Source organism: Rhodococcus triatomae (genome assembly GCF_014217785.1).
Classification (GTDB): Bacteria; Actinomycetota; Actinomycetes; order Mycobacteriales; family Mycobacteriaceae; genus Rhodococcus_F; species Rhodococcus_F triatomae.
The window spans coordinates 1,331,308-1,357,305 of the sequence record NZ_CP048814.1 but is presented as its reverse complement, the minus strand read 5'-3'; the positions used below and the strand labels follow the sequence as shown (position 1 = coordinate 1,357,305).

Genomic DNA, 25,998 nt, shown 5'->3' with positions numbered 1-25,998 from the left:
GCGTTCGGAGTGGGCGTCCCGGGGTGCGGGCAATGCCTCGACCTGCCGCTCAGGGTCGTCGACCTGCTGATTTGGGAATTTCCTTCGCGGTGTCCTAAGCTATCGGAGCTCCCAACGGAAGCCGTTGAGAAACAGGTTCGGAGAGATCCGGCGGGCCCCCTTCGTCTAGCGGCCTAGGACGCCGCCCTTTCAAGGCGGTAGCGCGGGTTCGAATCCCGTAGGGGGTACGTTCGACTGTGTCGAGCGTGCAGTAAAGTGTGACGAGCAAGAATGTGACAAGCAGGAACGCAGTACAAGCAAGGCCCTGTGGCGCAGTTGGTTAGCGCGCCGCCCTGTCACGGCGGAGGTCGCGGGTTCGAGTCCCGTCAGGGTCGCAAGGACGTCGGAAACGGCGTCGTGCGTAGGCATTCGGTTCGGGTGCCGTCCGGCCAGGTAGCTCAGTTGGTACGAGCGTCCGCCTGAAAAGCGGAAGGTCGCCGGTTCGATCCCGGCCCTGGCCACCATTCGGTACACAACTTCACACGAATTCGCGGCCCTTCCCTGGTGGGAGGGCCGCGAACTCGTGTCACGGGTCGTGCTCAGTCACCGAACACCGGGTTGACGATGCGGCCCCACGTGCTCTTGTTGCCCCAGATGTTCTGGCGCAAGCCCTCGAGCTGCAGCACCTGGGAGTGGTCGACGAAGAGGTTGACCTCGTTGCCGTAGTTCTTGATGTACCACTCGAAGACGAGCGGATCGGCCGCCTCGAACATCACGTGCTCGAGCCCGACGCCGTTGATGATCTGCGCGACCGCGCCGGTGTTCCAGTCCGTCACGTTCTCGGTGATGCCCTCGGACTCGATCATGATGATGTCCGCCCCCGCGTCCAGGGCTCGTTTCGCCCGTTCGATGAGGTCACCGACGTCCTTCTTGCCCTCGGCGGCGAGTTCGGCCTCGGTGGAGTCGCCGCCCGAGCCGAACTGGATACCCAATTCCGGCTTGGCCTTCAGCCCGGCCTTCTTCACCTTCTCCACCAGGCGCAGCAGTCCCGACGTCGGGACGGAGATGAATCCGGTGGAGATCTCGATGACGTCGAACCCCACCTCCTTGGCCTCCTTCAGGTAGGCGTCGACATACTGCTCGCCGTAGCGCAGCACGGTCTCGATCCACCCGCCGGACGAGATGTAGGCGCCGTGTTCGTGGGCGACGTCGCTGAACGCGCGCACCTGCTCGCGGGGCAGGAGGGCGAACGAGCCGCCCGCCCACTTGACGCCGTCGACCCATTGGCCGGCGACCTCGAGGACGTCCTGCAGGTGGCGGGTGCCGTAGGTCGAGTAGTAGGGCCCACGTACCTCGGTGAGCCCGTAGGTCCGCGGCTTGGCCGGGCGGTGCGCCCGGGGGACGAAGTCGAAGGCCGTGGTCGGTGTCGTGGTGGTCGTGCCGATGGTGGTGGTCGGGCGATCGTCGAGTGTGGTCATGGTCGATCCTCCTGTCGGTCGATCCGGTGGTGGGGGTGTGCGCTCGGGACGTGTGCTCAGGTGGCCGATTCGGTCAGTTCCGCGACGGTGCGGGTGGTTCCGACCTCCGCGAGAAGGGCGGTGACGTCGGCGACCCGCCGGTTCTCGAGGTCGGCGACGGTGTCCGCGATGCGATCCCGGAGCTCCGAGGGAGCGAACGGCGCCGCGAGCGAGTCGAACTTCTCCCGTGCCACGGTCCAGTCGAGCGGGTCGGTGAAGAATCCCTCGTAGTCGTCGCGGCTCGCGGTGAACACGGTGCCGTCGGCGAGGACCACCCGCAGTTCCGCCGGCAGCAGCCCGGGGAACCGTGCGGTGAGCTCGGGATCCGGTTGTACGTGCACCTTCGCGAGCAGGTCCTGGACGTCGTCGGCGACGATGCGCTCGGGTTCGTACTGGTCGGGTGTCACGCGGCCGTCGAGCAGTGCGACGGCGAGCATGTACGGCAGGGAGTGGTCGGCTTCCTCCTTGGTCCGGATCGTGTGCTTGCCGCCCTCCTCGCCCCCGCCGATGATCGAGTACGCGACATCGAAGGTCTTCAGTTCCACCCGGTCGACGGCACGGACCGAGAAGCCGTCCTGGGCCCGGATGTCGAGGGCCGCGTCCAGTGCGGACTGGGAGTGGATCTCGGCATTGTGCTTCTTGACGATGGTGCGTAGCACCGACTCGAGATCCTCTGCGGACCAATCGATCTCGAACTCGCCTGCGATGGTGTGCTTGAACCCCTTGTTGCCCTCGAACACCTCCTCCGGTCCGGTGATGCCGCGCGCGGCGAGGAGCGCGGCGAAGACCCCTTCCTTGGCGGTGTTGGGGTAGGCCAGGCCCTTCCAGTGCGACAGGTTGCCGGTGCGGGTCACCCGCAGCGCGTTGTTGGCGGTACCCGCGATGGCGATCGCATTCGCGACCTGTTCCGTGTCGAGGCCGAGCGCCTTGGCCGCGGCCGCCGCGGCTGCGTAGGCGCCCTGGGTGGTGTGATCGAACCCCTTGTCGCGCACGGGCGCAACGTCCGACAGGCGGGTGTGGACCTGGTAGGCGACGGCGAGCGCGGTGAGGAACTCCCGGCCGTCGGCACCCACGCTCTCGGCGGATGCGAGCACGGCACCGAGGTTGTCGGACGGGTGGTTGGTTTCCTTCGGTGCGATGTAGGAGTCCATGTAGTCGAGGTAGCGGCTGAGTGCGCCGTTGTAGAACGCGGCGCGATCGGGTGCGGTTCGCCCGCCGCCGACGAGTGTGGCGGACGGTGTGCCGCCGAGGTCGTCGATCAGTTCCCTGATCGCGATCAGTGGTGGGGCGTCGAGGGCGCCGATGGCGACACCCAGCGTGTCGAGGACGCGAATCTTCAACTGCTGCAGCGCGGTGTCGCTGATCTGGTCGAATCGGGCGCGGGTGACGAACTCGGCGAGTCGGTGTACTTCCGTCATTCTCGTTCTCCTTCTGCGATGCGCCGCCTCGGCGCGAAGGCGTGATCCACTCGGCCGTGACGGCCGAGTCGGAGAGATCCGTAAGGCAAATGAGTAAGGATTGCCTTACTTCATTTACAGTACGCCTGTACTGCTACCTGTCAAGGTGCTCGTCTCGGACCTCGGCCGGGTGACGGATCGGGCGGTATCGCAGAAGGGGGGCGAGCGAGCCTCAGTTGCCGATGGCTGCCGAGAGGTAGGCGCGCAGTGCCCTCTTCAGCTCCGCGGTGAGCGGGCTGGCGAGGGGATCGTCGGCGCGGGCGACGACGGGCATGATTCCGCGCGCGATCTGCAGCGCGGTGAGCGCGATCAATGCGATGTCGGCGGAATCCCGGCCCGGGGCGTGGGTGGCGATCACCTCGTGGACGCGTGCGGCGAGGGCTTCCTGGAGTGGGGCAATCGCCGTGGTCAACGCCGTCGGCGCGTCCGCGCGCATGAACAGCGCCAGAAACACCGGGTGTTCGGCGTTGAACGCCACCATGCGATCGACCGCGCGGGTGACGAACACATCGAGCTCCTCCGCATCGTCACCGCGCGCGCCGACGGCTGCTTCCTGAGCCGTGGTCAGGGCGTTCGTGTAGCGCTCCGCGAGTGCGGCGGCGATCTCCTCCTTGTTCCGGAAGTACTGGTAGAGCGACCCCGGTGAGATCCGGGCCGCCTCGGCGATCGCGTTCGTCGTGGTTCGCTCGAATCCGCGATCCGCGAAGACCTGTTCGGCCGCGTCGAGGATCTCGGCGCTGCGTCGCCTGCCACGGGCCTGCCTGCGGGGCGTCTGCGTCTGGTCGGTGTCGGGCACGGCACTCCTCGTCGGTGGGCGTCTGGTCGGTGACGGCTGGTCGGTGGAAACAGTGTCGCAGTAGTCGGTGTGAGGTTCCGCTAGACAGTACGAGCATTTGCTCGTATTCTGGTCGAAACACGAGCAATTACTCGTGTTAATTCCTCGAGCCTCCCAGGGGGACGGTATGGTCGGCCGATTCGTCACCACGCGTCCGCGACGAGTCGTCGCGATCGCCCTGCTGCTCCTGCTGGTACTCGGCGGCGCGGCCGCCGGAACGATGAATGCGCTGTCGCTGAATCGGTTCGAGCCCACCGATGCGGAATCCACGGTGGCGGAGAGACTGGCGGAGGAGCGGTTCGGTGCGGCGACACCGAACATCGCCGTACATCTCACCCCGCGTGACGGCCGCACCGTGTCCGACCCTGCCGTCGAAAACGAGACCGTGACGGTGATGGACGTGCTGCGCGAACAGAACGGGGTCGACGCCGTCTGGTCGTACAGGGACCCGGATGCGTCGCCCACGCTCACGGCGGAGGACGGCACCTCCGCGTTGATCATGGCGTGGGCGCCCGGAGACGCGGACCAGGTGCGGCGCAACGTCCTCCCGGTGGTGGAGGAGCGCCTCGACGCGCTGTCGACGGACCTCGAGGCCATCGACATCGTGCTCGCCGGAGGCGATCAGGTGTTCCGGGCCGTCGCGGAACAGGCGCGCGCGGACTTCCTTCGTGCGGAACTGCTCATCGCCCCACTCGTCGTCGGCCTGCTCTGGATCGTCTTCCGCAGGCTCGGGCTGGCACTGGTCGTGTTCGGCATCGGAGTGTTCTCCGTCGTCGCGTCCCTGGCGATCCTGCGCGGCGTCACCCTCTTCACCGAAGTGTCGACATTCGCGGCGAACATCGTCCTGGTGATGGGCATCGCCCTCGGGGTCGATTACGGGCTGTTCCTCGTCTACCGCTTCCGCGAGGAACTGAGGGCCGGGCGAGAGGTGGCCGACGCCGTACGCACCTCGCTCGCCGCGGCCGGGCGCACGATCGTGTTCAGCGGAGCCACGGTCGCCGCATCGCTGTCGGTGCTGTTCGTCTTCCCGTTCCCGTTCCTCTCGTCCTTCGCCTACGCGGGAATTGCCGTGGTACTCACCGCAGTAGCCGGTGCCACCGTGATCCTTCCGGCCGCGTTGATGCTGCTCGGCCGCCGCGCGCTCGCGCGCCGTGACGGCCCGAGCGCTTCGGCTGCCCGCTGGGGCAGGCTCGCCGCCGCGATCACGAGGCGCCCGCTGGCGGGAGCGTTGGGCGGGGTGACCGTCCTCGTCCTGCTGGGCGCCCCTGCGCTCGGCGTGGTCTTCGGGCCTCCCGACGACCGGGTCCTGCCCGCCTCCCAGCCGGTGCGCGCGGTGTACGACACGATCCGCGCCGACTTCCTCACCGAGGATGCGGACGCCGTCACGGTGGTGCCCGTGGCCACCGGGCCGGTGGACCTCGCCGATCACGCGGCGCGAGTGGCGGAACTGCCCGGAGTGTTGCGGGTGGACACACTGACCTCCGTTACCGGCGACAGCGCACTACGGGTACTGCCCACTGCGGCCCAATTGGATCGGGGCGCGGACGAACTGGTGGACGACGTCCGGGCGATACCGAGCTCGCACGAGGTGGTGGTCGGAGGAGCACCTGCCCTGCTCGCCGACTACAACGACGGCGTCGTGTCGCGGTTGCCTCTGGCGGCGGCACTGATCGCGGTGGTGAGCTTCGGCGTCCTGTTCCTCATGACCGGCTCGGTGGTCGCGCCGCTGAAGGCGACCGTGCTCAACCTGCTGTCGCTGTCGGTGATGTTCGGCGTGCTGGTGTGGGGGTTCCAGGAAGGCAACCTGGCTTGGTTGTTGGGCTTCACACCGACGGGCTCGATCGAGTCGAGTATTCCGATCCTGATGTTCTGCATCGCCTACGGCCTGTCGATGGACTACGAGGTGTTCCTGCTCTCGCGTATCAAGGAGGAGTACGAGCGCACCGGGGACACGACACTGTCCGTCATCCGGGGAGTGTCCCGTTCGGCGCCCCTGGTGAGTGCGGCCGCGCTCGTCCTGGCGGCATCCTTCGCCCTGTACGCGACGAGCGGCATCACGTTCCTCCAGCAGCTCGGAATCGGCATGGCCCTGGCGGTGCTCGTCGACGCCACCGTGGTGCGGGGCGTCCTGGTGCCGGCGCTGATGACCTGGGCGGGGCCCTGGAACTGGTGGGCTCCCGCGCCGCTGCGTCGCCTGCACCGGCGGATCGGAATCGGCGAGGGGATCGCGCCGGAGACGGCGACACCGTCCACGGAGCGAACGGGCGCCGATGTGCCGGGGTAGTCGGACCGTATAGTGGGCGGCCATGGAGAGTGTCGAAGGAACACCGGCGGCAGTCGGCCGCGACGGTCTGTTGTCACTGCTCCGGGACGGTGAACTACCATCTCGCGACGCCAAGCCCTCGCAGCGCGAGCGCTATCGACGCATCGTCGATTCCGCGATGGAGCTGGCGAGTGAAGGCGGCTACGACGCCGTGCAGATGCGTGCGGTGGCCGACCGGGCCGGCGTCGCCCTCGGCACCGTGTACCGCTACTTCCCGTCGAAGAACCACCTGCTGGTGATGGGCATGCTCATCGCATTCGAGGGGATGCGGGCCAGGCTCGAGCAGGCCGAGATCCCGGGCGACACCCCGTCGGAGCGGATCCTGTTCATCCTGCAGAAGAACACGACGGTTCTCGAACGCGATCATCCGAGGTACGAGGCGATGGTGCGTGCCTACATGTTCGCCGATGCGTCGGCGTCCGCCGAACTGGATGCGATCGGTGCGCTGATGGGCCAGATGTTCGGAAAGGCGATCGGGGCCGCGGAGCTGTCGCCGGTGCAGCTCAACGCGGTGCGCGTCATCGGCGACGTCTGGATGTCGACGCTCGTGTCGTGGGTGGCCGGGCGGATGTCGGCGGAGGATGTCCTGGAGCACCTCGCCTCGGCGGTGCGCCTGGTGTTCCGCCGACTCGGGGGCTGATCTCGGGCCTGGGACGAGAGCCCTACTTTCCCCACAGCGGCTCGATGTCGGGTCCGTCGCCGTCCCGCATCGGGTCCTCCTCCTCGGAACCGCGGAATCTGACGGCGAAGACGATCCAGCCGATCACCGCCATGAGGAGGAAGCTGACCAGTCGGTAGATGACGACCGCCGAGACCGCCTGGGCGCCGGTCAGTCCCGCCGCGGTCAACGCCGGAACCAGAACCGCGTCCATCACGCCGAGACCGGCCGGGAGCAGGGGAATGGCCGAGCGTGCGGTGTTCCCCGCGGCATACGCGACGGCGAGGCCGGCGAGCGCAGGAAACCCACCGATCGCGTAGCACGCGAAAGCCAGGCAGCTGGCATCGGTGATCCAGTTCAACAGAGACCAGCCGAGCGACCGGGTGGCATCGGTGCGGTTCATTCGCACCGCCCCGATCTGGTCGACGATCCGCTTCCATCGCCGCACCCCGTTCAGCGGGGGCTTCTTCCGGATCCAGTTGAGCGCCTTGACGGCCGTGATCCCGATGCCCTCGAGCGCGTCGGGTCGGGAGGCGGCGTACTGCGCGAGGACGAGGAACGCGAACACCGCACCGACCGTGAAGATCAGCGAGAACGGATTGGTGCGCGCCCCGACGAGCAGGGCGCCCGAGACCCCGATCAGTGCCAGGCCGATCGCCTGCAGGGCGCCGGCCATGACCAGCTGCCAGGTCGCGACGACCGGGGTGGCGCCCCAGATCCGGGTGCGCCGGTAGGTGAACGTCGTCGCCAGTACCGGACCGCCCGGCAGGGTCACGCTCATCGAGTTGGCCGCGAACGCGACGGCCAGCGAATCGCGCTGACGGATGTGGACGCCGCCCACCCCGAGCAGCGTTCTCTGCACTCTCGCGAAGCTCCACATCGACGCCAGTGAGGCCAGTACCGCGGCGACCATCCACGGCCACGAGATGTGCCCGAGAGTGCGTACGCTGTCGGACAGTTCGGGCCAGATCAGTACGACCTCGACGGTGAGGACGACGACGAGCAGGACACCGAGGACGATTCGGGCCCGGCGCCACCGGCGCCGGGGAGCCGGAGGTTCGGGATCGGCCGGGTGCTCGGGATCGCTGTCCGTCATCGCACCCATTACACCAGCGGAGTGGCTCGCACTGCCGTGTTTCGGACCGGCGCGGTCAGTCCTGTTGTCGGCACACGGTGACCGAACAGCGGGCGTGGTGCAGGATGTTCTGGCTGGTGGATCCCATCATCGCACCGAGAAGCGGGCCGCGGCCGTGGCTGCCGACCACGATCAGCTGGGCGCCGGCCGCCTCGCGCAGGATCGTGTCGGCCGATCCGCCCTGTTCCGCGACCCGACGCACCGGAACGTCGGGGTACTGCTCGGCCGTCCCGGACAGTCGTTCACCGAGGAGGGCCTCCTCCTCCTGTGCGACGGTGTCCCAGTCCACGAGCAGGCCGGTGCCCCCGGCGCCGAGAGACGGCGAGCCCTGCCAGGTGTGCACGGCCACGATCGGGGCGTCGAAGAACGACGCGAACTCGAATGCGGAGTCGACGGCGGCGGAACTGAGGTCGCTGCCGTCGACGCCGACGACCACGGGGGACGAGTCCGGGTGGGTGTGGGTGCCGCGCCACACGGTGACGGGGCACGGCGCCCGGTTCGCGACGTGCAGTGCCGTGGAACCGAGCAGCAGCGAGCGGAAAGCGCCGGACCCGGTCGATCCGAGGACCACGGCCCGGGCGTGGGCGGCCGCATCCACGAGGAATGCTCCCGCGGGTCCGGCACCGACCGAATGCTGCACGTCCACGCTGGGATACGCCTCGCGTACGGCGGCGAGTGCGGCGTCGACGATCGCTTCCGCGTCCTCACGGAGTTGACTGATGAACTGGGACTCGGCCAGTACCGCCGCGGGACTGTAGCGGGTGCCGTCCTGGGGTATCGCATGGGCGACGACCAGGGTGCACCCCCAGGTGGACGCGAGCGCGGCAGCCCACAGTGCGGCTCCGGTCGAAGTATCGGATCCGTCGACGCCGACCACGACGTGGTGGCGATGAGCCGGAGCGTTCATGACCTCGGTTCCTTCCCGACGGGGGTGGCTGTCAGAGTGCCTCATCGCCAGATCTTGCGGGCCGCTTTGCGGGCGGTACGCCATTCGCTGCGCACTCGGCTCGACAGCTGATCGGTGAGGTCGAGTTCGCGCCGGTACACCATCCCGAGTCCGAAGCCGACGATCGTGGAATGGTCCTGGGAATCGGACATCACACGCAGATGCTCGGCGGCGACCACGGAGTCCTGGTGTTCGCCCAGGAGGTCCTGGAGGCCGGTGAGCTTGCGTACCGCGCGCTTGGCGTTCTTGCCGGTGTAGGGCCGGCTCAGTTCGAGGGCGTACCGGAGCTTCTTGGCGCCCTTGCGGACTCGGTGAATTCTCTCGTCCCGCTCGGTGCGGTCCGATGCTCGCCGGACGGCTCGGACCCGGGAATCGACCGAGTGGGTGAGGCGTCGGAGGTCCTTGCGCACCGACTTCGCGGGCCGCGTCCTCCCGATCACGCCGGTCGAGAGCTGGGCGGCGAAGGTGTCGAGGGCGTCGCGGAACTCGAGGTATCGGGCCGAGTCGAGGGTGTCCGCGATCTGTTCGCGGGCGGTCGCCTCCAGTGACGAGAAGTACTCGTCGATCCGGGCGCGCACGGCTTCGCGGTCCGGGACGTCGTCGAGGTCGTCGAGACGGTCCACCAGCCGCTTCCACTGCACCTCGATATCCCGTGCATCTCCGAGTTTCTGACCGGCCCAGCGGAGTTCGTCGACGAGTGGCCCGGCCGCCGCCTCGAGATCGAGACGCTTCGCGGAGGTCTGCAGGGCGCTGCGCACCCGCCGGGAGGCTACCCGGAAGGCATGTACCGAGGCCCGCGGGTCCGCCCGCAGTGCCAGATCCGCCGTCGACAGCGACTGCGCGTGGTCGGCGACATAGCGCCGCAACAGCTCCCGCGCGTCCGGTGTCCCGGAGCCCGGCGCGGCATCGGCTGTCGGGGCGGCGGCACCGACAGCCCGGCTGAGCTTCGAGGGGAAGGCGGAGCGGACGAATCCCGCCTCACACAGGCGGGCGTCGATCGCATCCGCGGTCTCGTGCCCGTCCGGGGCTTCCTCCACCTCGATCTCGCGCCACACCAGTTCCTCGTCGGCGCCGCTGCCGCCGGCGCTGACGACCACGTCGGAGACCACCTCCACCAACGGCGCGCCCTCGGTGTCGACGACGCGGTGCCGCTGCCGGTCGGTGGTGATCAGTGCGATCGGCACGATCGGGTGTCCACGGGTGACACCGCGGACGAGATGGACCAGCGCTTCCGGGACGTCGTCACCGTTGCCGGTCTCGTCCTCGGCGCCGGGGGAGTGCCATTCCGATCGGGTGTCGCCCCCGGCGGGGATCTTCAGGTGCCAGCCCGCGTCCTCGCCGCCCTCGCGGCGACGCAGCGTGATCCCCGCCGCCAGCAGGCGATGATCGGCGGTGTCGTAGTAGAGCGCGGACAGCTGCACGCTGTCGACGTGGGGATCGCCCGCGGCACCCGGCAACCCGGACAGGCTGGGGAGACTCTGTTCCGACGTCGCGTCGTACTTGCGTTCGGTTTCCCGCAGGACGGTGGGGGCGTCGGCTCGGCTCATGACCTCATCCTGCCCAGTTTCCGCACCGGGCGAAAGGGAACGAGGGCCCTAGCGTCGCGTTCGGCCCGGCTCCTCGTCCGGCCAGGCCAGGGTGCGCGTGCTGGTGAACTCGCGGCGGCGACCGGAGAGCGGGTCGGTGAACGACAGGGACCGCGACAGCAGCCGGAGCGGGCACGAATAGTCGTCCGGCGCAACGTCGTCGATCCGCGGGTAGAGCGGGTCACCGTGCAGGGCGATCCCGAGGGAGTTCATGTGCACGCGGAGCTGGTGGGTCTTCCCGGTTCTCGGTGTCAGGCGGTAGCGGGCGAATTCGCCCCGGACGTCGAGGCGTTCGATCAGGCTCTCGCTGTTGGGTTCGCGGTCCACCTCGAAGGCCTGGAGGGTGCCCGGTGTCTTGACGATGTGACTGCGGACGCCGGCGGGCAGCGTGAGATCGGGGTCGTGGCGCGCGATCGCCTCGTACGTCTTGTCCGTCCGGCGCTGCTCGAACAGCTGCTGATAGGCGCCGCGGACCGCGGGCCGGACGGTGAACAGGAGTACCCCTGCGGTGAGGCGGTCGAGCCGGTGTGCGGGACTCGCGTCCGGCAGGTCCCACTCCCGCCGTAGCCGTACCAGCACCGATTCCGCCACGAATCCGCCCCGCGGCATGGTGGCGAGGAAATGCGGCTTGTCGACGACGACGATGTCGTCGTCGCGGTACAGGATCTCGATCTCGAAGGGGATCCTCGTCTCCACCGGCGGGTCCCGGTGGAGGAACACCGCAGAACGGGGCCGGAACGCGGTGTCGGTGCCGATCGGCCGCCCGCTCTCGTCGACCACCTCTCCTGCGGCGACCTTCTCCCGCAATCGCTGCTCGTCCGCGGGGAATCGGTCCACCAGGTGTTCCAGGATCGTCTGCCACGTGCCCTCGTCGGGCAGGCGCACTCGGGACGGTCCGAGGCCGTCACGAAGCGGCAACGGCGCACGGGACATGGGGTCGACGGTACCCCGCCGCCGGTCAGGCGGAAATCGAGCCTCCGAAGGCCCTCCCGGACGTCGCCGAGTTGGTAACAATTCTGTGTGTGACCCGATGTGCTGACTGTGCCGGGATATACCGTGACGTGGCACACCCGGCTCGGGGACGTCTGTCAGGAGGCTGATCCAATGGGCACAGTTGCGAAGAAGCGTGGGAGTGCGCGGCTCCGCGTACTCGTGCAGCTACTCGTCGCGGTGCTGATCGCGCCGGCTGCGTTGATGCTCGCAGGTACCGCCACGGCCGCGGCTCACCCGTACGACCGTTTCCGTGAGGACTGGGTGCCCGCGCCCGGCGGTGTCGGGCACATCAAGGTGCGGATGTGGCTGGCGAACAACGGCAGCAACAAGGCCGTCTACCTGCTCGACGGACTTCGCGCCACCAACGACGTCAGCGGTTGGGAGCACGAGACCAACGCCGCGTGGCTCTCCGACCACGGAGTCAACGTGATCATGCCGGTCGGCGGCGAGTCCAGCTTCTATGCCGACTGGTACGCACCCAACAACTTCACCAACCAGCCGTACACGTACAAGTGGGAGTCGTTCCTCACCCAGAACCTGCCGAATCATCTGGCTGCCCGGTACGGGATCGACCGCAGCAGCAACGCCGTGGTCGGCCTGTCGATGGGCGGTAACGCGGCGTTGATCCTGGCGGCGCACCACCGGGACAAGTTCCGCTTCGCCGGGGCGATGTCGGGATACCTCAACCTCTCGGCGCCGGGTATGCGGGAGGCGATCCGCATCGCGATGCTCGACGCCGGACGTTTCAACGCCGACGCGATGTGGGGACCGCCGTGGGATCCGGCGTGGCTGCGCCACGACCCGCTGGTCCAGGCCGAGCGGTTGCGCGGTCTGCCGATGTGGATCTCCGCGGGCAGCGGTCTGCCGGGCCCGCACAACCAGCCGGTCACCCCGATCGACTACTTCAACACCGCCACCGGAATGGGCTTGGAAGCGTTGTCGCTGGCCAACACCCGCTCGTTCGAGGTCCAGCTCGCGATCATGGGTATCGGCGCCCACTACGACTACCCGCCGGTGGGCACGCACAGCTGGCCGTACTGGCAGGACCAGCTGTGGAGGATGTTGCCGATGCTGAAGGCCTCGATCGGCGCCTGAGCCCTGCCGCATCCGGGAAGACGTCCGTACGCTGGGGCGCATGACCCAGTGGACAGCCGCGGACATCGACGATCAGCAGGGCCGGACCTTCGTGGTCACCGGCGCCAACAGTGGGCTCGGCGAGGTCGCCGCCCGCGCTCTCGGGAAGGCGGGCGCGCACGTCGTGCTCGCCTGCCGGGACACCGAGAAGGGGGAGAGGGTCGCGCGCTCGATCGGTGACAACGCGGAGGTCCGCAAGCTCGACCTCGCGGACCTGGCGTCGATCCGGGAGTTCGCCGACGGAATCGACGAGGTCGACGTGCTGGTGAACAACGCCGGCGTGATGGCGCTGCCGCTGCGGCGCACGGTCGACGGTTTCGAGATGCAGATCGGCACCAACCATCTCGGCCATTTCGCGCTCACCGGCCACCTGATCGACAAGGTGACCGATCGGGTCGTGACGATGTCGAGTGGACTGCATCAGATCGGCAGCGTCGATCTCGACGACCTCAACTGGACTCGCCGGCGGTACTCGCGGTGGGCCGCCTACGGGCAGTCCAAGCTCGCCAATCTGCTCTTCGCCTACGAGTTGCAGCGTCGTCTGACCGCCTCGGGTTCCTCGGTGAAGTCGGTGGCCTCGCACCCCGGGTACGCCTCGACCAACCTCCAGGCGCACACCGAGTCGATCCAGGACCGGGTGATGGCACTCGGCAACCGTTTCCTGGCCCAGTCCGCCGAGATGGGTGCGCTGCCGTTGCTGTATGCGGCGACGGTGCCGAGCGTCGCGGGCGGTACCTATCTCGGACCGGATGGATTCATGGAGCAACGCGGCTACCCGCACGTCGTCTCCTCCAACAAGAAGTCGCACGACGTCGCGAAGGCCGCGGGGTTGTGGACGTTGTCGCAGCAGTTCACCGGGGTGGCGTTCCCCTTCGACTGAACGCGAACCGGTGCGCCTACACTGGGCGCCGAAAGTGACACGGGGTGCTGCCACCAGGCGGCTGAGAACACACCCGTCGAACCTGAACCGGGTAATTCCGGCGAAGGGATGTCGCGTGGTGCGGGCGATTTCCGGTAGCGGAGTTCGTGGGTGCCGATGTTCCTTCGCCCTTGTGAAAGAGGCGAGAGATGCGTATCGACGAACAAATCGTGCTGGTCACCGGTGGGGCCCGAGGCCTCGGCGCCGCGATCACCCGGGCCTTCGCCCGCGAGGGTGCCCGGGTGGTGGTGAACTGGTATCGCAGTGAGGACGCGGCGGCACGGTTGGTCGCGGAGATCGGTACCGACCGCGTCGTCGCGGTGCAGGGGGACGTGACGGACGCCGAGTCGGTGTCCGCACTGGTGGCCGCGGGGCAGGAGCGGTTCGGTGGCGCCGTCACCACCGTGGTCAACAACGCGCTGCCGGAGTTCTCGTTCAACGGTGATGCCAGGGAGAAGGCCGACAGCATCGGGTGGAACGCGTTCGAGGCGCAACTGCGCGGCAGCGTCCAGGGCATGCTCCACACGACGCAGGCGGCGCTGCCGGGCATGCGGTCCGCCGGCTTCGGGCGGATCGTCAACGTCGGTACCAATCTGTTCCAGAATCCCGTCGTGCCGTACCACGACTACACGGCCGCGAAGGCGGCGGCGCTGTCGTTGACCCGCACGCTCTCGAGCGAACTCGGGCCGGACGGGATCACCGTCAACATGGTCTCCGGGGGGCTGCTGCGCACGACCGATGCCAGCGCCGCCACGCCGGAGGAGGTGTTCGACCTCATCGCGACGAGCACCCCGCTGCGCAGTGTCACCACACCCGACGAGTTCGCGGACGCGGTGCTGTTCTTCGCCGCGCCGTGGTCGCGCGCGGTGACCGGCCAGAACCTGGTCGTCGACGGCGGCCTGGTGAAGGACTGAGATGCGGCAGTTGCACTTCAACGCGTTCCTGTGGGGATGCGGGCACCACGGGGCAGCGTGGCGGCACCCGGACTCGCCGGCCGAACGACTCGGCGACATCGGCTACTACGAGGAACTGGCCCGGACCGCGGAGCGGGGCCTGCTCGACGCGGTGTTCTTCGCGGACGGCCACGCGGTGCGCGATCCTGCCGCCGGTGCCTGGTGGTTTCTCGAACCGTTGACCGCGCTGTCGGCGATGGCCCGCGCGACCGAGCGGGTCGGGCTGGTCACCACCGTCTCGACGACGTTCTCCCAACCCTTCCCGGCCGCGCGGATGCTGGCCTCGCTCGATCACATCAGCGGCGGCAGGATCGGGTGGAACGTCGTGACGTCGATGTTCGATGCGGAGGCCCGCAACTACGGCCTCGAGTCCATGCCTGCCCACGAGGATCGCTACGCACGGGCCGGAGAGTTCGTCGATGTCGCTCTGGCCCTGTGGGATTCGTGGGGAGAACAGGCACTCGAGTTCGATCGGAACGGACGGTTCGCGGATCCGGACCAGGTGCGGTCGATCGATCACCGGGGCGCGCACTTCCGGGTCGACGGGCCCCTCACCGTCCCGCGCTCACCGCAGGGGCGGCCGGTGCTGTTCCAGGCAGGGGCGTCGGGTCCGGGACGGGATCTCGCCGCACGCTGCGCCGAGGGCATCTATTCGGTGGCCTACGACAAGGATTCGGCAATCGGGTACCGCCGCGACGTGAGGCGACGGGTGCGCGACGCCGGGCGTGATCCGGATGCGGTGACGGTGATGCCTGGCCTGGTGACGTACGTGGGTTCGACGGTCGAGGAGGCGCGGGCGAAGAAGGCCGAACTCGACGCGTTGCTGCCGACGGCCCAGTCGCTGGATCAGCTGTCGCTGTTCGTGCAGCAGGATGCACATGCGTGGGATCTCGATGCCCCGGTTCCTCCACTCCCGCCGCTGTCGGAGTTCACCGGTCCCCAGGGCAGGTACCAGACGATCCTCACGATCGTCGAGAAGGACCGCCCGACGGTGCGGGAGCTGTTGGGAACGCTCGCGGCCGGTGGCGGCCACGCCACCATGATCGGGACGCCCGAGTCGATCGCCGACGAGATCGAGGACTGGTTCCGCAGCGGTGCGGCGGACGGGTTCAACCTCATGCCTCCGCGGTACCCGGACCATCTGGAGGACTTCGTCGACGAGGTGATCCCGGTGCTCGCCCGTCGCGGCCTGTTCCGCACCGAGTACACCGCGGCCACGCTGCGCGGCCACCTCGCCGGCTGATCTCCTGGGTGAAGGTGGCCTTCGACCGGTCAGACCGGTCGAAGGCCACCTTCACCCGAGTAGGGGAGGGTAGGGGGAGGCAGGGGGCGGTCAGTCTTCGGTGACCTCGAGGGTCACGTCGATGTTGCCGCGGGTGGCGTTGGAGTAGGGGCACACCTGGTGGGCTTTCTGCGTCAGTGCCAGCGCCTCGTCGTGGGGGAGATTCGGGAGGGTGACTTCGAGGGTCACTGCCAGCCCGAATCCGCCGTCACCGTTCGGGCCGATACCGACCCGTGCCCCGACCGCGGAATCGGTGGCGTCCGCCTTCTCCTGGCGGGCGACGAGTTGCAGCGCGGAATGGAAGCAGGCGGCGTATCCGGCGGCGAACAGCTGTTCCGGGTTGGTGCCGTCCCCGGACCCGCCCATCTCGGTGGGTATCGCCAGTTCGAGGTCGAGCCGGCCGTCGGAGGTGCGGGCGTGCCCGTTGCGTCCCGCTCCGGTGGCGAGGGCCTCGGCGGTGTAGACGATGTTCATGCGTTCTCTTCTCCGTGTGTCGGGGTGGGGCGGGGTGTGTCTCGCAGGGAGCGGGTCAGCCGGGTCAGCAGCTCCCGCAGTGCGACGTGCTCGTCGGGTGACAGCCCGGTCGCGCACGCGAGTGTGGAGGGGAGGGGCGCCGCCTTCTCGCGCAGCGACGTCCCCGCCGATGTCAGCCGGATCTCGACGCGGCGCTCGTCGTCGGACTGCCGGGTGCGTTCGATCAGTTCCAGCTTCTCGAGCCTCTTGAGCAGTGGCGACAGGGTCCCGGTGTCGAGGTCCAGCGCCCGGCAGATCTCGCGAACGCCCCTGCCGTCGTGTTCCCAGAGCACCAGCATGACCAGGTACTGCGGATAGGTGAGCCCCAGGTTGTCGAGCATCGGCCGGTAGGCGGCGGTCGTGGCACGGGACGCCGAGTACAGGGCGAAGCACACCTGGCGTTCGAGGGCGAGGTCGTCGATCACGTCCATCAATGTAGTGCACAACCAAGTTGTGCACAATGTATCTGGATTCGATCTCGCGTCTCGGCTCCGCGTGGGATGCTCGGCACTCATGGAGCTGGAACGCTCACGGGACCTGGACCGCGTACTGACCTTCGTCGATGCGATCGTGGCCATCGCGATCACCTTGCTGATCCTGCCTCTGGTCGACATCGCCAACGACCACGACGGTGGGACGGCAGACCTTCTCCGCGATCATGCCGGCCAGCTCGGCGCCTTCGCGCTCAGCTTTCTCGTGATCCTCCGATTCTGGTGGGGCCAACACAGAATGCTGCGCAATGTCGTGAAGGACGATCGGCTGTTCGACGTCGCCCTCATCTTCTGGGCGTTCACCATCGTGTTCCTCCCCTTCCCGACCGCGCTGGCGGCAGACGGAGCCGACGACGTCGCGACCCGCGCGCTGTACATCGGAACGATGGCGGTCAGCGCGCTGGCCCTGACGGCGATCGCCTGGTCGCTGACGCGAAACCCGGAGCTGACCGGCGGGCTCGCCGCACCGTCCGTGGTGCCGGTGGCCGTCATCGCCGGCCTGTTCCTCGTCGCGCTCGTGCTCAGCGTGGCGGTCGATGCCGTCGGTTACCTGAGTCTGCTGCTGCTCTTCCTGGCCGGTCCGATGGAGTCGCTGCTGCAGCGCCGGGCCGGGAGCGGGGCCGCTGCGCGGTAGCGGTCACCGCCGTAGTTCCGTCACCGTGTCCAGTCCTCCGAGCTTGTGCGGGTTGCGCACGGCGTAGATGCGGGTGATCCGGCCGTCCTCGACGACCAGACTCACCGCGGTGGGGGTGGTGCCCGGGACGTCGATGCGAGCGGCCGGCATACCGTTCAACCAGGTGGCCGTCGCGACGAAGTTCGTGATCCCGGCCGACCTGGCCAGGAACGTCGCAACCCGGGTTGCTCCGACGATGGGCTTGCGGGCTGCCGTCGCGATGCCGCCGCCGTCGGCGATCACCACCACGTCCGGGGCGAGAACTTCCACCAGTGCCTGGACGTCGCCGTTCGAGACGGCGGCCAGGAACTTCTCGACCGCCGCCTGCTGTTGGTCTCGGTCGACCCGCATCCGCGGCCGGCGCGCGCCGACGTGTTCGCGGGCGCGGTGCGCGATCTGCCGGACCGCGGCCGGCGTCTTGCCCACCGCCTCGGCGATCTCCGGGTACGGCGTCTCGAACACCTCGTGCAGTACGAACACGGCCCGCTCGACCGGGCCGAGGGTCTCCAGGACGGTGAGCATCGCGATCGAGACGTTCTCCGCCAGTTCGATGTCCTCGGCCACGTCGGGAGCGGTGAGCAGCGGCTCTGGCAGCCATTCGCCGATGTACTCCTCCCGTCGGCGGGACACCGTGCGGAGCCGGTTCAGTGCCTGTCTGGTGACCACCCGGACCAGATAGGCGCGCGGGTCACGAATCTCGGACCGGTCGACGTCCGCCCACCGCAGCCAGGTCTCCTGGACGACGTCCTCGGCGTCGGCGGCGGAGCCGAGCATCTCGTAGGCGACGGTGAAGAGCAGGCCGCGGTGGGTGACGAACGGGTCGTCGCTCATGTGGTCGAGGGTACGGCGAGCGGCTCCAGGCCACACGCAGTCGAGAAGCCCTGCGATTCGATGCCGAAGGCGGTGTTGGTGCGGGTCATGAAGTTCGCCAACGCGATGTATGCCGTCAGCTCCACCAGCGCGGGTGCGCCGAGCTGTTCGAGCAGGCGCGCGGACATCTCGTCGGTGACGGTCGGCGGGGTCCGGGTCATCGCTTCGGCGTACCCCAGCACCTCGCGCTCCAGCGACGTGAACACGTCCGACTCGCGCCAGCGCGGCACCTCGCGGGCCTTGGTCAGGTCGAGCCCGTCGTTGCGGGCCTGGAAGTAGCCGAAGTCCAGGCAGAAGCTGCAGCCGACCAGGCCGGCCACCGCCATGTGGGCGAACGACTTCAGGTTCTCGTCGCACCGGTCCCACTTCTGCGCCTTGCGGCCGACGGTGAAGCTGAAGTTCAGCACCTTCCGGTTGTGCCACGCCACCTCGACCGGCTCGGCCACCTCGCCGAGCATCTTGCGGGACATCCGCTTGACCATCGCGCCGTAGACGCCGGTCAACTCTGCCTTCGGGATCCTGGTATTGCCGGTCATGATTCCTCCTGTCGAGTACGTGCTCTCGGCATGGAGACACCGGCGACGGCCCGGGTGTGACACCCGGGCCGGAAGTCCCGGGTCAGGCGATGGAGGGGAGCCGGACGACCTGCCCGGCATAGGCCAGCCCGGCACCGAAGCCGAGCAGCAACGCGGTGTCGCCGGGCCGGGCACCGCCGGAGCGGAGGAGCTGTTCCATGGCCATCGGGATCGACGCCGCACTGGTGTTGCCGGACTCGGCGATGTCGCGGGCGACGGCAACGGCGTCGGGCAGGCCCAGCGTCCTGATCAGCGCATCGGTGATGCGACTGTTCGCCTGGTGCGGCACGAACGCGTCCAGGTCCTCCGCCGTGACACCGGCCTTCTCCAGCGCGTCGCGGCAGGCCTTCTCCAGGAAGGTCACCGCCCAGCGGAATACCGCCTGGCCGTTCATCCGGATGTAGGGACGTTCCGTGGTGCCGCCGGTGGCCTCGGCCTCGGCGACCTCGGCGAAGTACTGGGCGAAGTCCTTGTCCTGCTTGATCGCCGCGGTCTGGGTCCCGTCCGAGCCCCACGCGACGGGGCCGATTCCCTCGGCGTCGGCGGGACCGACGACGACCGCGCCTGCCCCGTCGGCGAAGATGAACGCGCACGTCCGGTCGGCCGTGTCGAGCAGGTCGGACAGCCGCTCCACACCGATCACCAGGACGTGGCGTGCCTGGCCCGCGCGGACGAGGCTCGCGGCGTTGCCGAGCGCGTAGCAGAAGCCCGCGCAGCCGGCGGAGACGTCGTAGGCGGCGGTGTCGTGCATGCCGAGCTCGGTGGCGACCACCGCGCCCGCCGACGGCCCCAGCACCATCTGCGAGGACGTGGCCAGTACGACCGCGTCGATCTGGTCGGCCGCGAGACCCGACGCGGTGAGCGCGTCGCGGGCGGCCGCGACGCTCATGGAGACGATGGTCTCGTCGGGCTCGGCCCAGCGGCGAGCGGTGATACCGGAGCGGGTCTGGATCCACTCGTCGGAGGAGTCGATGCGGTCGACGATCTCGGCGTTGGGGACGACCCGTCGGGGCCGGTACACCCCGAGACCCAGGAGGGCCGTGTGGGCGACGGGATCGGCGGTGGCGATGTGGGTGGGCATGACATCCTCTCGATGTGAACCGATCGGTTCACGACTAGGTCTAACATGAACCGATCGATCCACACAAGCGCTTGGAGGGAGCACCCGTGACATCGGCACGACCGCGCGCTCGCCTGCTCGCGAGCACTATCCCGATGGTGCAGGAGTTCGGGGTGCACGCCGCCGGGCTGACCGAACTGCTCGCCCGCAGCAACACCTCGCGCAACTCTCTGTACCAGCACTTCCCCGCGGGTAAGGGCGAACTGGTGGAGACGGCGACCCGGATCGTGTCCCGGCTGGTGCAGTCGCACCTCGGTGTGATGGCGGAGAAGCTGCCGGGTACGCCGTCGGTGGAGCAGTGGCTGGACGAACTGTTCGCGTTCTGGCGTGAACCGCTCGAGTCCAGCGGCTACCGGCTGGGCTCGTTCATGATGGCGGCCGCGCTGGACGAGCCGGACCCAGCTGTGAAGTCCGCTGCCGGTCAGGCGTTCACCGACTGGACCACCCGGCTCGCCGACGGCTTGATCGCGGCCGGAGTCGAGCGAACGGCCGCGAACCCGATGGCGGGGCTGCTGCTCTCGGCGATCGAAGGCGCCATCGTGCAGAGCCGCGCACTCGAGTCGAGTCGGCCCTTCGACGATGCGCAGACCCAGCTGCGGGTCCTGTTGGCCCACCACCTCTCCTGACGTCGGGCCGACTCACCGGCCCGAGTGACGCGAATCACGGTGCCGAAAATGCCTTCTGAGCTGCAGTTCTGCTGCCGCGCGCGACATCGGTTCTTGACGGGGAATTGATGGACCGGTTAGCACGTTAGTTGAGTCAGTAACACTCAACTTCTTCAGGAGGCTTCGGAATGCCAGCATTCTTCGGGCCCGAGGGTCCCGGCCGCATCGACATCAGCCGGCTCATGAGCCGGTCCACCCAGGAGCTCATGGGCGCCGCCGCACGTTTCGCGGCGGGCCGTGGGGACTCCGAGCTCGATGCGCTGCACGTTCTCCGCGTCATGGCGGAGCAGGATCCGGTCTCGGGCCTGATGCGGCGCGCCGGTGCGGACCCCGCCGCGGTCGCAAACTCCGCGGAGTCGCGGCTGCCCCAGGGTCGCACCCCGACGGGATTCGCCACGCCCGCTCCCGCACTGAGCCCCGCACTCAAGACCGCGCTGCTGGAGGGACACCAGCTCGCGCGAGCACTCGGCTCCACCTACATCGACCCGGAACACCTGTTCCTGGCCTTCGCCTCCGACCAGGATCACGCCGTCGGGCGGCTGCTGGCCGAGAACGGCGTGACACCCGAATCGCTGCAGCGCGCCGTCCAGGCGGGCCCGGGTGAACCGGAGGCGGCCAGCGAGACGCCCACACTGGATCAGTACGGCGTCGATCTCACCGAGCGCGCCCGCGCCGGCGAGATCGACCCGGTGATCGGTCGTGCCCTCGAAATCGAGCAGACCGTCGAGATCCTCTCCCGCCGCACCAAGAACAACCCCGTTCTCATCGGTGAGGCCGGCGTCGGCAAGACGGCGATCGTCGAGGGCCTGGCCCAGCGCATCGTCGACGAGGACGTCCCGGAGCGTCTGATCGGCAAGCGCCTCGTCCAGCTGGAGATGTCGGCCATGGTCTCCGGCACCCGCTACCGCGGCGACTTCGAGGAGCGGCTGACCAAGCTGGTCGACGAGATCACCGCGCACAAGGGCGAACTCATCGTGTTCATCGACGAGATGCACACGATCGCCGGGGCCGGTGCGGGAGCGGAAGGTGCGATGGATGCCGGAAACATCCTCAAGCCGAAGCTCGCTCGTGGGGACCTGCACATCGTGGGTGCCACCACACTCGACGAGTACCGCAAGTACATCGAGAAGGACTCCGCCCTCGAGCGCCGGTTCCAGCCGGTGATGGTCGAGGAGCCCACGGTCGAGGATGCCGTGACCATCCTGTCCGGTCTGCGCGACCGGTACGAGGAGCATCACGGGGTCCGGTACACCGACGAGGCGATCGTCGCCGCCGTCGACCTGTCGCACCGCTACATCGGCGACCGGTTCCTGCCGGACAAGGCCATCGACCTCATCGACCAGGCGGGTGCCCGGCTGTCGCTGCGGTCCCCGAAGGTGGACACCGAGGCGTTGCGGGCCGAACTCGAGCAGCTCGAGAAGGACAAGGAGCAGGCGGTCGCCGACGAGGCCTACGAGCAGGCGTCGGAGTTGCGGGACCGAATCGGCAAGCTGCAGAAGCGAATCGACGGTGCCCCGGAATCCGTGTCCGTGGACACTCCCGAGGTGACCGCGGAGCTGATCGCCGAGGTCGTCGCGCGGGCCACCGGTATCCCGGCCAGCCAGATGACGCAGGAGGAGAAGGAACGCCTGCGCCTGCTCGAGGACGAACTGCACCGCCGCGTCGTCGGCCAGGACGATGCCGTCCGGGCCATTGCCCGCGCCGTGCGCCGTTCCCGAGTCGGCATGAGCGACCCGGATCGCCCGGTCGGCAGCTTCCTGTTCCTCGGCCCGACGGGTGTCGGCAAGACCGAGCTCGCGAAGTCGCTCGCGGCGGCGCTGTTCGGTGACGAGAACAAGATGATCCGCTTCGACATGAGTGAGTTCGGCGAACGCCACACCGTCTCACGGCTCGTCGGCGCCCCTCCGGGGTACGTCGGGTACGACGAGGCGGGCCAGCTCACCGAACAGGTGCGACGCAACCCCTACTCGGTGGTGCTGCTCGACGAGATCGAGAAGGCGCATCCGGACGTGTTCAACACCCTGCTCCAGGTGCTCGACGACGGGCGGCTGACGGACGGTCACGGCCGCACGGTGGACTTCAAGAACACCGTGCTGATCATGACCAGCAACCTGGGTTCGGACATCATCTCGAGCAAGGGCGGTGCCCTCGGCTTCACCACGGGCGATGAGGCCGCGGCCGAGAAGCCGCTGCGCGACCGGGTGATGGCCCGGCTGCGCGAGTCGATGCGGCCGGAGTTCCTGAACCGGATCGACGAGATCGTGATGTTCCGCAAGCTCGACACCGATCAGCTGCATCGCATCACCGACCTCATGCTCGAGGACAGCCGGAAGCGGCTCGGTGACAAGGGCATCGAGATCACGTTCAGTGACGCCGCGGTCGACTGGATCGCCGAGCACGGGCACCAGCCCGAGTTCGGGGCCCGTCCGCTCCGCCGGTCCATCCAGCGGGTGGTCGACGATCGGATCGCCGACATGCTGCTCGACGACCTGATCCTCGAGGGCGGCAAGGTCACCGTCGACGTCGAGGACGGGGAGCTCGACCTGCAGGTCGCATAGGCGCACTCGACCTGCAAGGTCGCATGGGCGCACGGGGCGTCAGCACACGGAGGAAGGCGCGGCACCGGTGAACCGGTGCCGCGCCTTCACCTGTAGTGGGCGGGCCCGACGTCCCCCTGTCACGTCCGGCCGAAACCCCTTTGGCGGCACGATGTCACATCGGTTCGATCTGAACGAACCGATGTGACATCGTGCCAGCAGCTCACAGTTCGGCGCGGACCCGTTCGGTGGCGGCGACGAGGTTGCGCAGGGACGCTTCCACCTCTTCGTTGCCACGCGTCTTCAGGCCGCAGTCGGGGTTGACCCACAGCCGCTGTGCCGGAACCGCCTTCAGAGCAGCGCGGAGCGACTCGGCGATCTCGTCGACGCTCGGGACCCGGGGGGAGTGGATGTCGTAGACACCGGGGCCCACACCGAGATCGAAACCGACGGCGTTGAGGTCGTCGAGCACCTCCATACGCGAGCGGGCCGCCTCGATGGACGTGACGTCGGCATCGAGGCCGGCGATGGCGTCGATGACCTCACCGAACTCCGAGTAGCACAGGTGGGTGTGGATCTGTGTCGCGTCGGTGACGCCCGAGGTCGCCAGGCGGAACGACCCGACCGACCACTTCAGGTACTCCTCCTGGTCCTTCTTGCGCAGCGGAAGCAGCTCGCGCAGGGCGGGTTCGTCGACCTGGACGACGCGAGCCCCGGCGGCCTCGAGATCGATCGTCTCGTCGCGGATCGCGAGCGCGACCTGGTCGGCCGAGTCGGCCAGCGGCTGGTCGTCCCGCACGAACGACCACGCGAGGATGGTGACCGGGCCGGTGAGCATGCCCTTGACCGGCTTGTCGGTGAGGGACTGCGCGTACCGGTACCACTCGACGGTCATCGGGTGCGGCCGCTGGACATCGCCGAACAGGATCGGCGGCCGCACGCAACGGCTGCCGTAGCTCTGCACCCAGCCGTTGGCGGTGGCGAAGAAACCGTCCAGCTGCTCGGCGAAGTACTGCACCATGTCGTTGCGCTCGGGTTCCCCGTGCACCAGCACGCCGAGCCCCAGCTTCTCCTGCAGAGCAACGACATCCGCGACTTCCTGCTGCATGCGGCGGATGTACTCGGCCTCGTCGATCTCGCCCTTGCGCAGCGCGGCGCGGGCCACTCGGATCGCGGTGGTCTGCGGGTAGGACCCGATCGTGGTGGTCGGCAGGACGGGCAGCCCGAGCTTGTCGGTCTGGATCTCGCGACGTGCGTCGGCGCTCGCGCGGCCGCCGTCCGAGGAGGAGATCTCGTTCAGCCGGGCCCGCAGCGCGGCGTCGTGCAGCCGTCCGTCGTTGGCGCGGGTGGACTGCGCGGCGCGCGCGAGCGCGAACTCGTCCTCCACCTCGTCACGTCGACCGGCGAGCGCGGTGGCGAGCGCGACCACCTCGCGGACCTTCTCGGAGCCGAATGCCAGCCACGACCGCAGTGCCTTGTCCAGGCCGCTCTCGGCGTCGAGCGTGTACGGCACGTGCAGCAGCGAGCAGGAGGTGGACACGGCGAGTGATCCGGCGGAACCGAGCTGCGTGCCCAGCTGCCCCAGCGCCTTCTCCAGGTCGGTGCGCCAGATGTTGCGGCCGTCGACGACGCCGGCGACGACGTGCTTGTGCGCCAGCGCCGGCACGCCCGCCAGGTTGTCGGACCCGGCGACCAGATCGACGGCGATGCCTTCCACCCCCGTCTCCGCGAGCGCGGGCAGCGCCTCACCGAGCGAGCCGAAGTACGAGGCCAGCAGGATCGCCGGACGGGTGTCGACACCGGACAGGTGGTCGTAGGCGCGCCGGGCCGCCGCGATCTCCTCCTCGCTCCGGTCGGCGACCAACGCGGGCTCGTCGAACTGCACCCACTCGGCGCCCGCTTCGGCGAGCCGACCCAGCAGATCCGCGTACAGCGGCAGGATTTCGCCGAGGCGGCCGAGTAGCGGCTCGTTCGTGTCGACCGGCTTGGACAGCAGCAGGAACGTCACCGGGCCGACGATCACCGGACGCGCGGGAATGCCCAGAGCGAGTGCCTCACGCAGTTCGCCGAGCACCTTCGAGGCGTCGAGCGCGAACGTGGTGGACGGAGCGATCTCCGGGACGATGTAGTGGTAGTTCGTGTCGAACCACTTGGTCATCTCGAGGGGGGCGATCGTGTCGTTGCCTCGGGCCGCGGCGAAGTAGCGGTCCAGCGGATCGGCGATCCCGGCAACGCGCTCGGGCAGGGCACCGAGCATGACGGCCGTGTCGAGGACGTGGTCGTAGTACGAGAACGTGTTGACGGGCACCGAGTCGATGCCGGCATCGCGCAGTTGCGTCCACGTCCGGCGGCGCAGGCCCTCGGCGACGGATTCGAGAGTGGCGGCATCCGAACGCCCCGCCCAGTAGGACTCGACGGCCCGCTTGAGTTCGCGCTGAGGACCGATGCGCGGGGAGCCCAGCACGGTTGCTGTGAAGGTGAGTGTCACGGTGTTTCTCCAGTTGCGTAACCGAAAGGCCACCACCGGCAGACGGGTATACCTGTCGAGCCCGAATTACCCAGCCGCGATCAGGTCTACACGCCCATTCCACGAGGCGGTGGACCGCCGGATGCGGCGCATCCGACACAGCCGGCAGGTCTTCGGACTCACAGGCACCCCGGGTGTTGCTCACACTCCGGACCTACTGGCCGTCGCTTCCCAGGCAGGTGGCCCAGTGCAGATGACGGCGGTCGTTCCTGCATACCGCTGCGGGACAGTCCCGGATTCTCACCGGGTTCCCTCTCACGCACGATCGCTCGTGCGCTTCGACGCCGACGCCGGTCTTCGGGGCTCCTCA

Annotated in this window: 22 protein-coding genes, 3 tRNA genes and 2 riboswitches; of the genes, 12 read left to right on the top strand and 13 right to left on the bottom strand. The window is 68.5% G+C overall.

Annotated features, from left to right (window positions below):
* The first annotated feature begins 154 nt into the window (after positions 1 to 154).
* The 3 genes from G4H71_RS06380 to G4H71_RS06370 all read left to right on the top strand — a co-directional run bounded on the left by G4H71_RS06380 (position 155) and on the right by G4H71_RS06370 (position 503).
* Positions 155 to 227: transfer RNA gene (locus tag G4H71_RS06380), tRNA-Glu, on the top strand.
* Positions 228 to 300: 73 nt separating this feature from the next.
* Positions 301 to 374 (top strand) — tRNA-Asp (locus G4H71_RS06375).
* Positions 375 to 426: 52 nt separating this feature from the next.
* Positions 427 to 503: transfer RNA gene (locus tag G4H71_RS06370), tRNA-Phe, on the top strand.
* A 75-nt stretch (positions 504 to 578) separates the two neighbouring features.
* Here the strand turns inward: G4H71_RS06370 and G4H71_RS06365 are convergent.
* The 3 genes from G4H71_RS06365 to G4H71_RS22780 form a co-directional block, all read right to left on the bottom strand.
* On the bottom strand, positions 579 to 1,457 hold the full coding sequence (locus tag G4H71_RS06365) for a phosphosulfolactate synthase (RefSeq protein WP_246442518.1): 879 nt from the start codon (positions 1,455 to 1,457) through the stop codon (positions 579 to 581).
* Positions 1,458 to 1,513: 56 nt separating this feature from the next.
* Positions 1,514 to 2,914: an MmgE/PrpD family protein gene (locus G4H71_RS06360; RefSeq protein WP_072736119.1), complete on the bottom strand. Its 1,401-nt coding sequence runs from the start codon at positions 2,912 to 2,914 to the stop codon at positions 1,514 to 1,516.
* 211 nt (positions 2,915 to 3,125) lie between these two features.
* Positions 3,126 to 3,749, bottom strand: a complete 624-nt coding sequence (locus tag G4H71_RS22780; RefSeq protein WP_072736118.1) for a TetR/AcrR family transcriptional regulator — start codon at positions 3,747 to 3,749, stop codon at positions 3,126 to 3,128.
* Positions 3,750 to 3,915: 166 nt separating this feature from the next.
* On the opposite strand from G4H71_RS22780, the gene G4H71_RS06350 reads away from it, so the two are divergent.
* A complete protein-coding gene (locus G4H71_RS06350) occupies positions 3,916 to 6,072 on the top strand; it encodes an MMPL family transporter (protein ID WP_072736117.1) in 2,157 nt (718 codons plus the stop codon).
* Positions 6,073 to 6,094: 22 nt separating this feature from the next.
* Complete coding sequence (locus G4H71_RS06345) at positions 6,095 to 6,751, top strand: TetR family transcriptional regulator (RefSeq protein ID WP_072736116.1); 657 nt, start codon at positions 6,095 to 6,097, stop codon at positions 6,749 to 6,751.
* Between the two features lie 22 nt (positions 6,752 to 6,773).
* On the opposite strand, the gene G4H71_RS06340 is transcribed toward G4H71_RS06345, so the two are convergent.
* From G4H71_RS06340 to G4H71_RS06325, 4 genes are read right to left on the bottom strand one after another with little or no spacing between them, the layout of a single operon-like run.
* Positions 6,774 to 7,865, bottom strand: a complete 1,092-nt coding sequence (locus G4H71_RS06340) for a lysylphosphatidylglycerol synthase transmembrane domain-containing protein (protein ID WP_072736340.1) — start codon at positions 7,863 to 7,865, stop codon at positions 6,774 to 6,776.
* A gap of 55 nt (positions 7,866 to 7,920) precedes the next feature.
* On the bottom strand, positions 7,921 to 8,811 hold the full coding sequence (locus G4H71_RS06335) for a universal stress protein (RefSeq protein WP_072736115.1): 891 nt from the start codon (positions 8,809 to 8,811) through the stop codon (positions 7,921 to 7,923).
* 41 nt (positions 8,812 to 8,852) lie between these two features.
* Positions 8,853 to 10,397: a CYTH and CHAD domain-containing protein gene (locus G4H71_RS06330; RefSeq protein WP_072736114.1), complete on the bottom strand. Its 1,545-nt coding sequence runs from the start codon at positions 10,395 to 10,397 to the stop codon at positions 8,853 to 8,855.
* Positions 10,398 to 10,445: 48 nt separating this feature from the next.
* Positions 10,446 to 11,369 carry a pseudouridine synthase gene (locus tag G4H71_RS06325; RefSeq protein ID WP_072736113.1) on the bottom strand — a complete coding sequence of 308 codons (924 nt, stop codon included), beginning with the start codon at positions 11,367 to 11,369 and terminating at the stop codon, positions 10,446 to 10,448.
* A gap of 171 nt (positions 11,370 to 11,540) precedes the next feature.
* On the opposite strand from G4H71_RS06325, the gene G4H71_RS06320 reads away from it, so the two are divergent.
* The 4 genes from G4H71_RS06320 to G4H71_RS06305 all read left to right on the top strand — a co-directional run bounded on the left by G4H71_RS06320 (position 11,541) and on the right by G4H71_RS06305 (position 15,678).
* Positions 11,541 to 12,524, top strand: coding sequence for an alpha/beta hydrolase (locus tag G4H71_RS06320; RefSeq protein ID WP_072736112.1), 984 nt, complete (start codon positions 11,541 to 11,543; stop codon positions 12,522 to 12,524).
* Positions 12,525 to 12,564: 40 nt separating this feature from the next.
* Positions 12,565 to 13,443, top strand: coding sequence for an oxidoreductase (locus G4H71_RS06315; protein ID WP_072736111.1), 879 nt, complete (start codon positions 12,565 to 12,567; stop codon positions 13,441 to 13,443).
* A 30-nt stretch (positions 13,444 to 13,473) separates the two neighbouring features.
* Positions 13,474 to 13,569: riboswitch (TPP riboswitch) on the top strand.
* A gap of 62 nt (positions 13,570 to 13,631) precedes the next feature.
* Entirely contained in the window at positions 13,632 to 14,396 is a 765-nt protein-coding gene (locus tag G4H71_RS06310) for a 3-oxoacyl-ACP reductase (protein WP_072736110.1), read from the top strand.
* Position 14,397: 1 nt separating this feature from the next.
* Positions 14,398 to 15,678, top strand: a complete 1,281-nt coding sequence (locus G4H71_RS06305; RefSeq protein ID WP_072736109.1) for an LLM class flavin-dependent oxidoreductase — start codon at positions 14,398 to 14,400, stop codon at positions 15,676 to 15,678.
* Positions 15,679 to 15,768: 90 nt separating this feature from the next.
* On the opposite strand, the gene G4H71_RS06300 is transcribed toward G4H71_RS06305, so the two are convergent.
* Entirely contained in the window at positions 15,769 to 16,191 is a 423-nt protein-coding gene (locus G4H71_RS06300; protein ID WP_072736108.1) for an organic hydroperoxide resistance protein, read from the bottom strand.
* Positions 16,188 to 16,655 (bottom strand): MarR family winged helix-turn-helix transcriptional regulator, encoded by a 468-nt coding sequence (locus tag G4H71_RS06295; RefSeq protein WP_072736339.1) that lies wholly within the window; start codon positions 16,653 to 16,655, stop codon positions 16,188 to 16,190. The genes G4H71_RS06300 and G4H71_RS06295 overlap by 4 nt, the downstream gene beginning before the upstream one ends.
* Before the next feature lie 88 nt (positions 16,656 to 16,743).
* Here G4H71_RS06295 and G4H71_RS06290 point away from each other — a divergent pair, with 88 nt between their 5' ends.
* Entirely contained in the window at positions 16,744 to 17,355 is a 612-nt protein-coding gene (locus G4H71_RS06290) for a TMEM175 family protein (protein ID WP_072736338.1), read from the top strand.
* Positions 17,356 to 17,358: 3 nt separating this feature from the next.
* Here G4H71_RS06290 and G4H71_RS06285 read toward each other — a convergent pair whose 3' ends face one another.
* From G4H71_RS06285 to G4H71_RS06275, 3 genes are all read right to left on the bottom strand, one after another.
* Entirely contained in the window at positions 17,359 to 18,225 is an 867-nt protein-coding gene (locus tag G4H71_RS06285; RefSeq protein ID WP_072736107.1) for an RNA polymerase sigma-70 factor, read from the bottom strand.
* Complete coding sequence (locus tag G4H71_RS06280; protein ID WP_072736106.1) at positions 18,222 to 18,800, bottom strand: carboxymuconolactone decarboxylase family protein; 579 nt, start codon at positions 18,798 to 18,800, stop codon at positions 18,222 to 18,224. The genes G4H71_RS06285 and G4H71_RS06280 overlap by 4 nt, the downstream gene beginning before the upstream one ends.
* Before the next feature lie 82 nt (positions 18,801 to 18,882).
* Entirely contained in the window at positions 18,883 to 19,920 is a 1,038-nt protein-coding gene (locus G4H71_RS06275; protein WP_072736105.1) for a beta-ketoacyl-ACP synthase III, read from the bottom strand.
* An 86-nt stretch (positions 19,921 to 20,006) separates the two neighbouring features.
* Between G4H71_RS06275 and G4H71_RS06270 the strand changes: the two genes are divergently transcribed.
* A complete protein-coding gene (locus G4H71_RS06270; RefSeq protein ID WP_083342809.1) occupies positions 20,007 to 20,585 on the top strand; it encodes a TetR/AcrR family transcriptional regulator in 579 nt (192 codons plus the stop codon).
* 167 nt (positions 20,586 to 20,752) lie between these two features.
* Positions 20,753 to 23,182, top strand: a complete 2,430-nt coding sequence (locus G4H71_RS06265) for an ATP-dependent Clp protease ATP-binding subunit (protein WP_072736103.1) — start codon at positions 20,753 to 20,755, stop codon at positions 23,180 to 23,182.
* A 202-nt stretch (positions 23,183 to 23,384) separates the two neighbouring features.
* Here G4H71_RS06265 and metE read toward each other — a convergent pair whose 3' ends face one another.
* Positions 23,385 to 25,649 carry a 5-methyltetrahydropteroyltriglutamate--homocysteine S-methyltransferase gene (gene metE, locus G4H71_RS06260; protein ID WP_072736337.1) on the bottom strand — a complete coding sequence of 755 codons (2,265 nt, stop codon included), beginning with the start codon at positions 25,647 to 25,649 and terminating at the stop codon, positions 23,385 to 23,387.
* Positions 25,650 to 25,775: 126 nt separating this feature from the next.
* A riboswitch (cobalamin riboswitch) is annotated at positions 25,776 to 25,986 on the bottom strand.
* Positions 25,987 to 25,998 lie beyond the last annotated feature (12 nt).

Bases quoted from the DNA above. Each gene is read 5' to 3' on its own strand.
- G4H71_RS06350 (WP_072736117.1), top strand. From the start codon at position 3,916: ATGGTCGGCCGATTCGTCACCACGCGTCCGCGACGAGTCGTCGCGATC.
- G4H71_RS06345 (WP_072736116.1), top strand. From the start codon at position 6,095: ATGGAGAGTGTCGAAGGAACACCGGCGGCAGTCGGCCGCGACGGTCTG.
- G4H71_RS06320 (WP_072736112.1), top strand. From the start codon at position 11,541: ATGGGCACAGTTGCGAAGAAGCGTGGGAGTGCGCGGCTCCGCGTACTC.
- G4H71_RS06310 (WP_072736110.1), top strand. From the start codon at position 13,632: ATGCGTATCGACGAACAAATCGTGCTGGTCACCGGTGGGGCCCGAGGC.
- G4H71_RS06300 (WP_072736108.1), bottom strand. From the start codon at position 16,191: ATGAACATCGTCTACACCGCCGAGGCCCTCGCCACCGGAGCGGGACGC.
- G4H71_RS06265 (WP_072736103.1), top strand. From the start codon at position 20,753: ATGCCAGCATTCTTCGGGCCCGAGGGTCCCGGCCGCATCGACATCAGC.
- G4H71_RS06325 (WP_072736113.1), bottom strand. From the start codon at position 11,369: ATGTCCCGTGCGCCGTTGCCGCTTCGTGACGGCCTCGGACCGTCCCGA.
- G4H71_RS06315 (WP_072736111.1), top strand. From the start codon at position 12,565: ATGACCCAGTGGACAGCCGCGGACATCGACGATCAGCAGGGCCGGACC.
- G4H71_RS06280 (WP_072736106.1), bottom strand. From the start codon at position 18,800: ATGACCGGCAATACCAGGATCCCGAAGGCAGAGTTGACCGGCGTCTAC.
- G4H71_RS06285 (WP_072736107.1), bottom strand. From the start codon at position 18,225: ATGAGCGACGACCCGTTCGTCACCCACCGCGGCCTGCTCTTCACCGTC.
- G4H71_RS06335 (WP_072736115.1), bottom strand. From the start codon at position 8,811: ATGAACGCTCCGGCTCATCGCCACCACGTCGTGGTCGGCGTCGACGGA.
- G4H71_RS06340 (WP_072736340.1), bottom strand. From the start codon at position 7,865: ATGACGGACAGCGATCCCGAGCACCCGGCCGATCCCGAACCTCCGGCT.
- G4H71_RS06305 (WP_072736109.1), top strand. From the start codon at position 14,398: ATGCGGCAGTTGCACTTCAACGCGTTCCTGTGGGGATGCGGGCACCAC.
- G4H71_RS06275 (WP_072736105.1), bottom strand. From the start codon at position 19,920: ATGCCCACCCACATCGCCACCGCCGATCCCGTCGCCCACACGGCCCTC.
- G4H71_RS06290 (WP_072736338.1), top strand. From the start codon at position 16,744: ATGGAGCTGGAACGCTCACGGGACCTGGACCGCGTACTGACCTTCGTC.
- G4H71_RS06360 (WP_072736119.1), bottom strand. From the start codon at position 2,914: ATGACGGAAGTACACCGACTCGCCGAGTTCGTCACCCGCGCCCGATTC.
- G4H71_RS06365 (WP_246442518.1), bottom strand. From the start codon at position 1,457: ATGACCACACTCGACGATCGCCCGACCACCACCATCGGCACGACCACC.
- G4H71_RS06330 (WP_072736114.1), bottom strand. From the start codon at position 10,397: ATGAGCCGAGCCGACGCCCCCACCGTCCTGCGGGAAACCGAACGCAAG.